The sequence below is a fragment of the Streptomyces sp. NPDC048473 genome (assembly GCF_043200155.1).
Taxonomy (GTDB): Bacteria; Actinomycetota; Actinomycetes; order Streptomycetales; family Streptomycetaceae; genus Streptomyces.
The window spans coordinates 122,076-134,367 of sequence record NZ_JBICXE010000023.1 but is presented as its reverse complement, the minus strand read 5'-3'; the positions used below and the strand labels follow the sequence as shown (position 1 = coordinate 134,367).

Annotated in this window: 9 protein-coding genes and 4 pseudogenes; 6 read left to right on the top strand and 7 right to left on the bottom strand. The window is 65.7% G+C overall.

The annotated features are described in order from the left end of the window. Nucleotides 1-148: 148 nt before the first annotated feature. Both ACGFU7_RS30450 and ACGFU7_RS30445 read right to left on the bottom strand, forming a co-directional pair. On the bottom strand, nt 149-1,192 hold the full coding sequence (locus ACGFU7_RS30450) for a tyrosine-type recombinase/integrase (protein WP_393699991.1): 1,044 nt from the start codon (nt 1,190-1,192) through the stop codon (nt 149-151). Between the two features lie 313 nt (nt 1,193-1,505). Next, nucleotides 1,506-1,797, bottom strand: a pseudogene (locus ACGFU7_RS30445) (IS21 family transposase); the annotation flags it as partial. Between the two features lie 142 nt (nt 1,798-1,939). On the opposite strand from ACGFU7_RS30445, the pseudogene ACGFU7_RS30440 reads away from it, so the two are divergent. Further along, nucleotides 1,940-2,140 (top strand): annotated as a pseudogene (locus ACGFU7_RS30440) (integrase core domain-containing protein); the annotation flags it as partial. Nucleotides 2,141-2,154: 14 nt separating this feature from the next. On the opposite strand, the gene ACGFU7_RS30435 reads toward ACGFU7_RS30440, so the two are convergent. Beyond that, a complete protein-coding gene (locus ACGFU7_RS30435; protein ID WP_393699990.1) occupies nt 2,155-2,313 on the bottom strand; it encodes a hypothetical protein in 159 nt (52 codons plus the stop codon). 132 nt (nt 2,314-2,445) lie between these two features. Between ACGFU7_RS30435 and ACGFU7_RS30430 the strand changes: the two genes are divergently transcribed. After that, a complete protein-coding gene (locus ACGFU7_RS30430) occupies nt 2,446-2,895 on the top strand; it encodes a hypothetical protein (protein ID WP_383969363.1) in 450 nt (149 codons plus the stop codon). A 236-nt stretch (nt 2,896-3,131) separates the two neighbouring features. Next, nucleotides 3,132-4,132 (top strand): annotated as a pseudogene (locus ACGFU7_RS30425) (IS3 family transposase); the annotation flags it as partial. Nucleotides 4,133-5,004: 872 nt separating this feature from the next. Here ACGFU7_RS30425 and ACGFU7_RS30420 read toward each other — a convergent pair. Together ACGFU7_RS30420 and ACGFU7_RS30415 are read right to left on the bottom strand one after the other, a co-directional pair. Beyond that, nucleotides 5,005-5,622 (bottom strand): hypothetical protein, encoded by a 618-nt coding sequence (locus ACGFU7_RS30420; protein ID WP_393699988.1) that lies wholly within the window; start codon nt 5,620-5,622, stop codon nt 5,005-5,007. A 625-nt stretch (nt 5,623-6,247) separates the two neighbouring features. Then, complete coding sequence (locus ACGFU7_RS30415; RefSeq protein ID WP_393699986.1) at nt 6,248-6,472, bottom strand: hypothetical protein; 225 nt, start codon at nt 6,470-6,472, stop codon at nt 6,248-6,250. Between the two features lie 129 nt (nt 6,473-6,601). Between ACGFU7_RS30415 and ACGFU7_RS30410 the strand changes: the two genes are divergently transcribed. Then, nucleotides 6,602-7,450 carry a helix-turn-helix domain-containing protein gene (locus ACGFU7_RS30410; RefSeq protein WP_393699984.1) on the top strand — a complete coding sequence of 283 codons (849 nt, stop codon included), beginning with the start codon at nt 6,602-6,604 and terminating at the stop codon, nt 7,448-7,450. 480 nt (nt 7,451-7,930) lie between these two features. Here ACGFU7_RS30410 and ACGFU7_RS30405 read toward each other — a convergent pair whose 3' ends face one another. Beyond that, a complete protein-coding gene (locus tag ACGFU7_RS30405) occupies nt 7,931-8,131 on the bottom strand; it encodes a hypothetical protein (protein WP_393699983.1) in 201 nt (66 codons plus the stop codon). A gap of 393 nt (nt 8,132-8,524) precedes the next feature. Between ACGFU7_RS30405 and ACGFU7_RS30400 the strand changes: the two are divergent. Continuing rightward, nucleotides 8,525-9,694 (top strand): annotated as a pseudogene (locus ACGFU7_RS30400) (glutamate decarboxylase); the annotation flags it as partial. A 730-nt stretch (nt 9,695-10,424) separates the two neighbouring features. On the opposite strand, the gene ACGFU7_RS30395 reads toward ACGFU7_RS30400, so the two are convergent. Further along, nucleotides 10,425-11,102 carry a GAP family protein gene (locus ACGFU7_RS30395; protein WP_393699981.1) on the bottom strand — a complete coding sequence of 226 codons (678 nt, stop codon included), beginning with the start codon at nt 11,100-11,102 and terminating at the stop codon, nt 10,425-10,427. 484 nt (nt 11,103-11,586) lie between these two features. On the opposite strand from ACGFU7_RS30395, the gene ACGFU7_RS30390 reads away from it, so the two are divergent. Continuing rightward, nucleotides 11,587-12,180 carry a hypothetical protein gene (locus tag ACGFU7_RS30390; RefSeq protein ID WP_393699979.1) on the top strand — a complete coding sequence of 198 codons (594 nt, stop codon included), beginning with the start codon at nt 11,587-11,589 and terminating at the stop codon, nt 12,178-12,180. Nucleotides 12,181-12,292: the final 112 nt, after the last annotated feature.

Genomic DNA, 12,292 nt, shown 5'->3' with positions numbered 1-12,292 from the left:
GAACACGTCGGCGAGGTCATCCGGGTCATACGTCCAGCCGGTCAGCGCCGCGGCTTGGGGCGCGTGTAGTGCTCGTGGACCTTGGTGATGACCTCATCGATCCTGGGCCGCAGGTAGGTGCTGGTCGTGGTGATGCGCCGGTGGCGCATCACCTGCTCGGGTCTTCGATCAGGCGCAGACACAGGGTGTGCCGCAGGTCGTGCAGCGTGATGTTCGCCCCGATCCGGGCGTTGATCCGGTTCAGCACCGCTCGCAGGGCGGTGTAGGTCAGCGGGCGCGTCGGTCCGCGCAGGGTCCACCACACCGGCTCGTCCGGGGCGGGCCGGTGGCCGTCCTGGGCCAGGTCGCCGAGGTAGAGGGCCAGCCAGGCGAAGGCTTCTGGGGAGGCCGGGCATGCTTCCTTCGCCCCGCCCAGGCCCTTGGTCTGCACGTAGACCCGGCCCTCGCCCGGGTGGACGTCGCCGATCGTCATGCCCAGCATCTCGGCGGCCCGTGCACCGCTGGACAAGAACATGGAGAACAACGCCCGATCGCGGTGGCAGCCCAGCGAGTTGAACAGGTCTTCGACGACATCGTCGGGGACAGCGCGGGGCTCGCGGTCGACCTGCTTCTGACGGTAGGCGCCACGGCGGTGCAGCCGGAACGGCTCCAGCGGGTTATGGTGCGCCTCCAGCCGGCGCCCGTCACGGGACTGCGGTGGAACTGGGGAGACCAGCGGCCCCTTCCCGGTTTGCAGATGGTGGTCGTAGAACGCCGCCAGCACCGACACCGCGTGGTTGATGGTTGCTGGGGCATAGCCCGACCTCAGGTACGGCTTGCCGGTGCGCGCGTTCAGCGACCCCGGCGCGGGTGCGTCCGGGCGGTGCCGGTCCCGCGCCGGGTTGTGGCACGTCCGCAGCCAGAGGACGAAGTCGCGTACATCCACACGCTTCGCACGGCTCCATTCGACATCCACCGTGGCAAGGAACCGGAACCAGCGCAGCAGGTCAAAGGCATAGGAACGACAGGAAGCTGGAGTGTTGCCGCAGGCCAGCAGCTCCCGCAGGAACCCGCTTGCTGGCGTGATCGCCCGCCCCGCGCCGTCGAGAACCACCCAGGGCAGTGTGGCGGCAGTGGTCGCCTCCACCCTACCCACCCGGGCCACCACCAGCCCAGACACCTCGCGTTCGGCTATCACCGCACCGTGATCCATCGCGTCTCCGTCTCATCGGGAACATCCCGAACGGAGACTTCTCGCCCTCACCAAGCCAACACGTAGGACACGCCGATAGTGCGGTCAACGGGTCGATGGACGGCCTTGCCCGAGTACGACATCCGGAACGCGAACAGGTAGCAGGTCACCAGCTCGCCGGCCAGCTTGACCGTGACGCCCCCGAAGTCGACCTCGGCCTCGGCACCTGGCCTGTGAGTCTGCGGGACGAACGCGTCGACCACACCCTTGCCGGCCTCCAGCCGGATCTCCTCGCGGCGGGCAGCGACGTAGCCACGGACCATCTGGTAGGAGACGTCGGCGCCATGCTCGTCCAGCAGTCGGTCGTAGATCCGTTTGACGGTATGCCGCTGCTTCCTCGGCGCGGTCAGATCGGCCGTGAGGATGCCGTCGATCACCGGCTTGTAGGGGTCCAGCCGTGTCTCCCGCGGCTCCATCTTCTTCCGCGGCTCCGGCAACGCCGAGATCAGGGCCTTCTGCACGCTCTCGAAGCCGACGCCGTACTTCCGCATGACCGCCCGCAACGACATGCCGCCCTTGGCGTCACGACGGATCGCCGCGTACAGATCGACCTTGGACTTCGGCAACACCCGGGCCCCCTCGTCGTGCAGAGCACAACCATGGTCCCGAAGCAAGCACCGAGGTGTTCTCGAAACTCAGCGACATCACTCTCCCGTGGAACTGGGCGTTCCTGCCGCTGAGCATCAGACGTTCTTGAAACTCACCAACAAAGCCAAGCGCTACAACCGGATCATCTCTGAGGAGTTCCTCTACGCCCGCACCTGGACCTCAGAAGACCAACGCCGCCAGGCGTTGGTCTTCTGGAACATCCACTACAACTATCACCGGCCCCACAGCGCCGCCGATGGAGAACCGCCAGCCTCACGCCTACGCCACGGTGTCAGCAACGTCTCGACCTCCTACAACTAGTTCTCACGTGGCGATCACATACAAGCGGTCGCCGACGGCGGCACGACATTCCCGGGAACGCCCATCTGCGTGGCCCCGATCTCCGGGATGCCCGTCGCGGGAGCGGCGTGCTCGGTGTAGCCGTACCCGTAACTCGGCGGGGCAAGGGGAAGGCGAGGGCGCGAAGATCCCATGGAGGTATGGGAATTGACCTTCACGCCGCCTCCACACATACTGAAGTTCAGTGCAATGTCACATTGCAACTGCATCCTGAGTGCATCAGTGATGCCTATGAACGACGCCTCTGAACAGGGAGAACTACCCTCATGTCTCGTATCGCTCTGCTCGCCACCGCGGCCGTGGGCCTGGCCTTATTCGGCGCGGCCCCGGCCACCGCCGCACACGCCCCCACCACCACTGCCACCACCGTGACGTGCGGTCCGTCCGCCCTCCGGGTGGGCTTGTCGACCAAGGTGTGCGCCGAAGTCACCGGCAACAGCGTGCAGCTGTACGGCCAGATAAGCCTGTCGGGCCCGCCCAGCCCGGGCTCCACGCTCCCGGTCAAGGACCTGACCACGACCCTCACCGGCAACGCCGTCGGCGGCACCTCCCTCGGCCACCTGGTGCAGCCGGTCCGTTTCCAAGCCGCGACCACCCAGGTCCGTGGCGTCGGCGGCACCGTCCCCTGCGGCTCGACCGTCCACGCCGAGTTCACCTCATCCGCCCTCGGCTATCCCTCCAGCCCGGTGACCCTGGACGTTCCGGTCACCTGCTGACGAACGTCCGACACAATGAGCAGGCTGCGCGGCCGGAACCGGACGCGGAGCCTGCCCGCGGCAGCGAGGGCGGTTACTTCAGGCAGCCCTTGAATTCCCCGGTCTCCCACGCTGTGCGGCAGATGGCCCACCACTGGGAGAAGGTCCGCCAGGGGGGCGGCCCGAAAGATGAGGTGACCCCGGCGGTGTGGACACTCTGACAATTGGATCTTGCAGATCCGAGGAAGGGTGTCCTGGTGGGACGGAAGTCTCCGTATCCGGCGGAGTTCAGGAACGATGCCGTCGCGCTGTACCGCGCGGCGGGCGGGAAGCGCACGTATGCGGCGGTCGCGGCGGATGTCGGGGTGACCGGCGAGACGCTGCGGAGCTGGGTGCGCCAGGCTGACGAGTTGGCAGGCCGCAGCCGTAGTGAGGTGCCCGGAAAGAACCGGAATGAGGAACTGGCACGGCTGCGGGCCGAGATCAGCCGGCTACGAAAAGCGGAGAAGGAGTGGCAGCTCGAGCGCGAGATCTTGCGCCGGGCAGCCGCCTATTTCGCCACGGAGATGAAGGCATGACCCGCCGCTGGGACTTCGTCTCCACGTATCGCGCCGAGTTCGGCGTCCAGCGGATATGCCGGGCCCTTCAGGTCTCCCGCTCGGGCTTCTACCGGTGGCTCGCCGGTGCGAAGGCCCGCGGGGTCCGGCAGGCCGCCGACGCCGCCCTGGTCGAGGAGATCCGCGAGGTCCACACCACGCACAAGGGGATGTACGGAGTCCGCCGCGTCCATGCTGAGCTGCGGGGATTGGGACACACCGTCAACCGCAAGCGCATCGAGCGGCTGATGCGCCTCAACGGCATCGAGGGCCGTCACCCGCGGCGCCGCAAGCACACCACCGTCCCGGACCTGCTCGCGCCGCCCGCCCCGGACCTCATCCAGCGCCAGTTCACCGCCGCCCGGCTGGACGAGAAGTGGTGCGGCGACATCACATACGTGCAGGTCGGCGGCACGTGGCTGTATCTCGCCTGCGTCCTGGACATCTACTCGCGCCGGGTACTCGGCTACTCAATGGCCTCGCACATGCGCGCCGAACTGGTCATCGACGCCCTGAAGATGGCGGTCGCGGCCCGCGGCGGCACCGTCGCCGGAGTGATCTTCCACGCGGACAGGGGCTCGCAATACACGTCGGCCGCGTTCGCGCAGGTCTGCGACGGTTTCGGGATCCGCAGGAGCATGGGCCGGGTCGGCTCGAGCTATGGTTCGCGTCCATTCCGATGCCGACGACCTCATCGCGCGGGTTGTCGACCACGTCGCGGACCAGCTGGGTGGCCACCGCCGGTGACTGCTCCCGGGCGGAAATCGCCACCAACACGTACACCTGTGCTGCGACCGTTTTGAGACGTGAGGTGACTTCGAGTGCTCTGACGTGAGTGTCGGTGTCGTTGCCGCCCAAGCAGTGAAAGACCGGGGCAATTACGGCGCCGAGCTGGGCAGGCGTTTCCTGCTGGAGGAGACAGCAGGCGCCTGAGGCAGCCGGCCCCACGCGAGCGGTGGCATATCGGCCCAGACAGCTTGGACGCAGAGCAACTTAGCGCGGGATCGCCGGTTAGCCAAACCGGCAATCCCGCAGAACATATTAGCGCGACACGTTTTCGGCAGCTTCAATCCCAACGGCTGCGCGCAAGCCGAACTACCAAAGTAACTGGAGAACCCGAATTGCACGGACAGACCAACGCGGTGCGAGGCACCCCTTGCAACCCGACGCACATCCGTGCCACCTGGAACGGCACGGGGAGCGTGCAAGACGCCTCCAGGGCGTTGGGGTTCTCTCGGGCGAAGGGCTACGACCTGGTGCGCCGCGGGGAGTTCCCATGCCGCGTGCTACGCATCGGCCGTACGACACGTGTCGTCACCGCATCTCTGCTCCGCGTCCTGGAAAGCGGAGAGCCGGAGTACAACGGTGCGCTCGCCAGACACGGCACGCCGTCGTAGACCTCCGGGCGCAGGCGCCCCGTCGGAGCATTCCGGCGGCTTCGTCGTCTCCCCGGCGGCAGCAGTGCGCCCGGCCAACAGATGAGCTGGCCGGGCGCTCCACTCCTGCCATTGGACCGGGTGGCCGCCGCGCCGTCTCACTCAGAGGCGAGACACGCAATTGGTACGCCACGTTCACCAAGCAGCGTCCTCAGCGACGAGACCGGATCCCGTGCGGCGGTGATGGCGGTGATCTCCGTATCGCTGATCCGGATGGTCGGAAGCCAGTCGTGCGCGGGCGGGAGCAGATCCGCCAGCGTGTCCCTGAAAGCACGTTGCCGATGGCGCCCGCCCTCGCCAGGGAACAACGGCGGCTTTGGCTTGCCGAATCCGCCGCCGGGTTCACGCCCGGCTAGAGCCTGCGAGCGGGCCAACCATCGAGAAGCGTCGAAGCCGAGCTTCACGCCTGCCGGGTAGCACTCCAGCGTCAGGGCACGGGCCGCGGTGAAGTGCTGCTTCTCGTCAACCTCCAGGATCTGCTGCTGCCCGTTCTCGTAGGTCAGCAGGACGTCCAGACTCCGCCATTCACGAGAAGGGGCCTGCTCCGGAAGGGCCAGCCCGGTGAGCGCGCCGTAGATCGCCGCGATCGTCTCCCACATGCCGGCACACTCGGTCTGCCCTGGATGCCGCAACCAGGTCGGACAGCTCTCTGGTTCGATCTTCGCTTTGACCGCGTCAGGCAGTAGGCGGGTTATGCCGTCCTGCAACTCCTTCACGCCGACTCCCTCTCCCCTGCTAATTGTCCGAGTATCGGGGACGCGCCTGACACCGACCAGCCCACCAGCGGGCTGGCGAGTCCTGCACGGCATCGAGCACGGCATCGAACCTCCACCATGGAAGGCTCATCAGACCCAAGCGCTGGCTGATGCAGATGGCCTGCAGCATCGGTGCGTCGCGGCGCGAGGGCGGCTGACATCGGTGCAGCCAACACCCGACCGGGTCACGTCCGTACGTACCGACATCCCCAAGATCACCACCGGCCTGAGCGTTGAGACCATGATCGCCACAGGTGGATCACGCCACCCACCGCTAAGGACACGTCAAGCGCTATCACCCACCAGCTCGTTAGTTTCCTGCTTCGTCAGGTACTGGTGCTTGCGGCGGGCCACGCCCCGGATGTCGCGCTCCGGCATGATCCGCTCGACCTCCGCTCGACCTTCTTCTGGTTAATTACATGGCCCTTGCTCCGCAGCGTGTGCATGCACGCCCGGGACGTCGTAGACACCACGAGACTTCCCGCGTATCTCCCGTATTTCCTCGGCGAGTTCGCCTCAGCGCGCTGCCGCTCTGTGACGGCGGACCGGCTGGCCAGCCAGGAGTAGTACGTGGCGCGCGGGAACCTCACTCCTCCGTCGAGACCAGCACCTGGGCTTTGGCAGGAGGGTCGGCCAGCGTCGACCTGAGCCACTTGACGAGTGGAGACACGACCTCGTAGAAGCCCTTTAGGTCGTCGACGATCCTCTCGACCGCGGCCACCGTTCGACGGAGCTCTTGGGCCATCTGTTCAACATTGTCGGCGATGACTCGGGCGTCCGTGACGGGGCCGATCGTGAACTGGCGGTTCATGCGCAACTTCCTTCTCCTGCGGGCGTGACTGCGTCGGACTCGCGGATCGAGAGGACGTGTCGTGGTAGATTTCACGAGTTACTAGTGTTGTGAAACAACAGGCTACACGGTCCACGAGGAGTCAGTGAAGTGAAAGCAGGATCCAGTTCAGCGGTGGCCTTCGGTCGCGTGTTGCAGGCAGCGCGCAAACGCTGGTCGAAGACCCAAGCTGACGTCGCCGGCTTCTTCGATCCCAAGCTCTCCGTGGCCGCTGTCTCGATGGCCGAGAGCGGCAACCGTCCGCCCAAAACCGAGGCGATGGTCCGTGGCTACGCCGCCGCCCTGGAGCTCGACGAGGATGCTCTGCTTCAGCTCTGGTGGGCGATGCAGGGGATGATCGGGATCGATATCTGGGCCGACGACCTGCCGGCCCCTCGATGGTGGCGTGAGTTGGGGGCGAGTCCTCAGGCTGAGCTCGACCATCACCAAGCCCGTAGCGCCGCCAGTAGCGCCTGGACTCCGAACGAGGACTTCTATGAGCCCTCGCTGGAGCTATTCGCCCTCGCCGAGGCGATCTGCCAGATCCTGAGGCGCTTGCTGGGCGACCCTTGGACGGTTAACTACAGGCACGAGATCGGCCTGCGCGACCCCATCGACATGCGCCTCGCAGCGATCACCATCGAACTGCGGGCAAAGGTTTTGGACGGGGACGAGTCGAACAAGGCCCCCGAGTTGATAGTCACGTTCGCATGCCCGGAACCCGTGGCTCGACCCGTTCCGCCCGAGCCGACAGTGAGAACCAACACTGAGGCCATCTCGCCCGACGTCGCATGGATCCTCTCTTCGGTCGAGGCGATGCCTGCCCGCGAGCGAGCAGCGGTCGCCGGATTTATCCATGGACTGCGAGAGGGAGCAAGCCTCTTCTCCGGGGAGGTCCCTTCAACGCCTACGTCGCAGACACCTGTCCGCAAGGGGCAGCGAACGCGGCACCGGACATGACGGGCACCCCCTACAACGGGGGGACGCCGGATACCGTCCGGATCAGGTTGAAGACCACGCGGGCGGCATATCGCTTGAGGCAACGAATGATCTCACGGTGGGTATGAACGCCAGGCGCTCGTAGCCAAGCACGCCATCCCGGTAGAAACCCGCTACGCCTCACTGGAGCTCCTCCCCCCTCCTGATGTCCTTGCAGCCGCAGAGCGTCTTCTCTCGCAATGCCGCTTCTTGGAACGCTGCGCGCTCGATCGCGCGGTACTGCGCGCGACGATTAGCGCCTTGGAAGCAGGCTGGTGTCCCGGCGACCCAGAAGATTGCACCGAAGATCGACATACCTCTGCTTACGTAGCCTGGGAATTCCTCGTCGTCGAGTGGGCGCGCAAGGACGAGGAGGGAAAAAGGCACGATCGGGATCTTCTGGACTACTGCCTCCGCGACAGCGCCACCCTCACCGAAATGCAGGTAGCTCAGGCTCTCTCCCTAGTCGACCGTCGCCCGGAACCTGTTCGGGTCCGTCCGGCCGTTGCGCCACTCGCGGCCGGTCCGTTCGTTGACGCCCACCAGCCGGGACGCCTCATTGTTGCTGCAGCCCTGTCGCACGAGCCGGAAGTATTCCTCCCGCTCCCGCCGCAACTTCATAGGCCCCTGAGCTTTGCGGACCTTCCGGATCTCGAAGTCCATCGCATCCCCTGAACTGGGGTGTTGCGACGACCACTAGAACGCAAGCAGCCGACGGGGGTTCACTTCTCTCACACAGCCCCTATGACTGGGCCACGGCTGTATGGCCCTGACCAGGTGGAACACCTCGCGGGCAGCGTAGCGTTTGAGGCACCGGACGATTCCGCCGGGAAATCCAAGGAGCGGGAGGCCGTTGGCATGGGCTCCGGACTGCTCGAACAGCAGTCGCTGATCCAACGTCGGTGGCAAACGGTCCGGGTCTGCTGCCACCGGACACGAACTGGCGAATTTCCTTCCCTGTGAGTTCGCAGGCAGGCACGCACGTCTACAGTTTCCGCCGCATTCAGCACCCTGCCGGAGCGTGATGTCATCCGCTTCGTGTAGCCGGAGGCGCAACGGATCATCGCCGAGAATCTCCACCGCAATTTCATCGACCATGCGGAGTACCCGATTTCCGCCGAGATCGAGCAGCGTTGCGTGCGCATGCTCGCCGACCTCTTCAACGCGCCGGGCAAGACAACCGGATGTCGGACCCAGGGCTCGTCCGAGGCGATCATGCTCGGTGCGCTGTCGCTGAAGTGGAAGTGGCGGGAGCGTCGCCAGGCGGCCAATCTGTCGGTCGACCGACCTAACTTGATCTTCGGCGGGGACGTCCACGTCGTGTGGGAGAAGTTCTGCCGCTACTTCGACGTCGAGCCGCGGATCGTGCCGCTGGCCGAGGGCAAATACACGATCGGCCCGGAGGACGTGGAGCCTCACCTCGACGAGAACACGACCGGCGTCGTCGCCGTCCTCGGCACCACGTTCACCGGCCACAAGGACGACGTCGTCGGGATCGACAAGCTCCTGCGGGACGTCCGCAAGGAGCGGGACCTCGACATCCCGATCCACGTCGACGGAGCCAGCGGCGCATTCGTGTGGCCCTTCCTCTACCCGGACTCGAAATGGGACTTCCGGCTCGAGCAGGTCCGTTCGATCAACGTCTCGGGACACAAGTACGGCCTGGTCTACCCCGGCATCGGCTGGCTGGTCTTCCGCGAGGAGTCCGACCTGCCCAAGGACCTCGTGTTCCACGAGAACTACTTGGGCAAAACCGACGCGACGTTCACGCTGAACTTCTCTACCGGCGCGTCGATGGTGCTCGCGCAGTACTACAACTTCGTCCGGCTCGGTCGCCAGGGCTACACCTACGTCATGAAGATGTTGCAGGAAAACGCTCACGTGTTGGCGGACAACCTGCGTAGCAGCGGCCGCTTCGAAGTGATCGGGAGCGACCTCGAGCAGCTGCCGCTGGTCGCTTTCCGTCTCGCCGGCAAGCACGCCTACGACGAGTCCGACGTCGTCTGGCAGCTCTCGGCCGAGCGCGGCTGGATGGTGCCGGCGTACACGCTCCCGCCCAACGCGGAGCGGGTGAAGATCATGCGTGCCCTGGTCAAGGAGACCCTGAGCCGCGAGCAGATCGATCGCCTGAGCCAGGACATTGCCGACGCGTGTCGCACTTTGGACGACAAGGGTGCGACCCATGGGACCGAGCGGGCCCAGGTCAAGCGCGGCACCGGCTACTGACACACCTCCGCCCCCCGGTTGCACACACCTGCTCGCTCTGAGGGCGTCTCCACCGCGAACCCTGCCTCCGGTGGATCCGTTGCGCGTGCCAGATACGTGCCAGATCGAACGGTCAGCCACGGTCAGTTGAGGAGCACAGCGGCGTCCACACGTTCGTGACCACCGTCGCAGCGCACAGGCAGGATGAGCTGCAGTGACGGCTGAGGTGGCGCTGCCAGGCTTACAACGTAGCGGGCGCGGGCTTCTGAGCAGGTCATGATCTACCCATGGACGAGTACACCTGGCCAACGCGCTGCCCCAACGTGCCGGGGCAGTCGCCAGAGGAAGTCCGGACGGCGACCCTTGCAGCTCTCCCCTGGGGGCCTCCATCGCAGGAGAGGTGGTCGGACGCCAGCCCTTCGGCGTCTTCATCCGGGTCGACGGAGTTCCGAACGCCGTGTCGCTGGCCGAGATCATTGCCATGCCCGAGGGGTTGGGACTGCCCGTTCTCGGGGCCCGCATCCGCGGTGAGGTCATCGGGCACGCCGAGCACAACCACCAGGTGAAAGTTCGATCGACTGCACGAGTCAGGAACGGCACTCACGTGATCACCAGCAGGTCAAAGACCCGGCCCTTCACTTCTTCGGCTACTGAGTGCACCCCGCGGCGCTTGACACGCCCATTAAGACTCCGCCGACCTTCTCTATTGCACATCTGTGATCGGATACACCGTCGCACGTGGGTGAGCCGGTCAGGAGGTGAGGATGGAGATGCCGTCTCCGAGCAGTTTCAGCCCGAGAACGAAGAACAGGACAGCCATCACGGCGACGTTGTGCTGAGCTGCCCAGTCTTTCCAGTTGCCGAGCGTGGTCTTGGCTCGCTCTCCCCCGAGCAGGAAAACTCCCAGTGGGGCCAGAAGGCCGAGGGTGGCGATCACGACGAAGATCGCCAGCGATGCGATCTGCTGCCCGACCGGCAGTCCGGCTGAGCCGATGGAGGCGGCCGCGGCGATGGTCAGCGGGGCGTTCTTGGCGTTGAGCGCGGCCAGGGCCAGCCCGAGTCCGAAGATCTTGACCGGTGTGAGGCGGTCGATCGCGCTCATCCACTTCGGCAGCTTGGCTTGTGAGGGATCCTTTGGGCGCCGGTGCCATTGCCGGGCGCCGAAGAGGACGAGGAACAGGCCGAGGGCGAGTTTGAGGGCTCCCACCCAGGTGGCCGGGTGATTATGGGCGGAGGCGTTTGCGGGGGAAGCGATTGCCAGCATCACCGCACCCAGTGCCGAGAGCCCCAGGATCCAGCCGACGGTGAAGAGGGGGCCGTTGAGACGTCCCCTCGGCGTCGCAAGTATGAGGATGATGGCGATGATCGGAAGCGGGCTGATCGCGACGCCGGCGGCGAAACCCAGGATGTCACCGAGAACTTTGCCCATGGTTGCCTCCGTGTGGGGTCAAGGTGGCGATCCAGTTGAGCAGGGCTTGGGGCGAGCAGGTGCCACAACCCCCTGGGCGGCGCAACGGGCTGTTGTGCGATCGGCTGCGCGGCTGTCTTCACGGCCACGCTGAAGCGGCTGCCCGAGAACGTGACGTCGACGTACTCGGCACGTCCCGGTTCCATCTTCCTGCGCCTTTCCGGATCTGTCCTCGGGAGCTTCTCAGGACGCGAGGACCCTGGCCTTGACCTGCCGGCCACTCTCATTGCTGCCTTCCCGGAACTGGACAGCAAGCCGGCACCCGAGGCTGCCTTCTCGCGGCACCCTGACGGACGAGGTACACCCCTACGGTCTATCGGGCACGGACCGTGCCATGGCCGGTGGTGCGAGGCAGCGCGTGTGGGGTCAGGATTTTGAGGGCGATAGCGCCTCATCTCCGTACGCTTGGCGACCCTCGGACGGATCCACGGCAGGAGGGATCACGATGGCCGCAACGCCAGATGCAACCCCGTCGGCTCAGACCGAGCGCAAGGGCAGGAAGGCTGGGGTATGCACAGAGTTCACCGTCTTTGCCAAGATCAAGCCGGGCCATGCGGATGCTCTGCGTGAGCTTCTCGCCAAGACCACCAGCGGGTCGGGTGACACGGCGGGAAACATTGAGGCGGTGCGCCAGCTCGGCATCCTGCACGACGCACGCCATGTGATATTCGACAACGACACCCGGTACATGTTCGCCAGCGTCTTCGACGGCACCTGGGACAACTACATCGACGACTTCGCCAAGACGGTAGTCGGGAAGCTCTTCGATGAAGCCTTCTCGCACACCGAAGGCTTCCCTGGCGTCACCGATCCGGGGGTGAAGGACTGGTTCATCGCCCACCAGGAGCCCGCGGGGATCTTCGTCAGCGCCTATCCCGATCTGACCGTTCAGCAGATCTACAAGGACCAACGCGTGGACGAAGCATTCCAGGAGGTGCTGGACACCCCCGAGTTCCGGGCGATGCTGGACAACCCGGCGAACGCCGAGTTGCGGGAGACGCCAGCCTTCCAGAAGCTGCTGGAAGAAGCCTCGGCCTAGAACCCGGACACGACCAACCCCCAAGCGACCCGACGCCGCATCGGGATGAGGCGGGCAGGCGCCAACGTGCACGATGCCGCGGCGGTGAACCCCGGCACGTCATGGATCACGC

Coding starts and splice junctions, on each gene's coding strand:
- ACGFU7_RS30450 (WP_393699991.1), bottom strand. CDS start 1,192: ATGGATCACGGTGCGGTGATAGCCGAACGCGAGGTGTCTGGGCTGGTG.
- ACGFU7_RS30435 (WP_393699990.1), bottom strand. CDS start 2,313: ATGGGATCTTCGCGCCCTCGCCTTCCCCTTGCCCCGCCGAGTTACGGG.
- ACGFU7_RS30430 (WP_383969363.1), top strand. CDS start 2,446: ATGTCTCGTATCGCTCTGCTCGCCACCGCGGCCGTGGGCCTGGCCTTA.
- ACGFU7_RS30415 (WP_393699986.1), bottom strand. CDS start 6,472: ATGAACCGCCAGTTCACGATCGGCCCCGTCACGGACGCCCGAGTCATC.
- ACGFU7_RS30405 (WP_393699983.1), bottom strand. CDS start 8,131: ATGGACTTCGAGATCCGGAAGGTCCGCAAAGCTCAGGGGCCTATGAAG.
- ACGFU7_RS30395 (WP_393699981.1), bottom strand. CDS start 11,102: ATGGGCAAAGTTCTCGGTGACATCCTGGGTTTCGCCGCCGGCGTCGCG.
- ACGFU7_RS30390 (WP_393699979.1), top strand. CDS start 11,587: ATGGCCGCAACGCCAGATGCAACCCCGTCGGCTCAGACCGAGCGCAAG.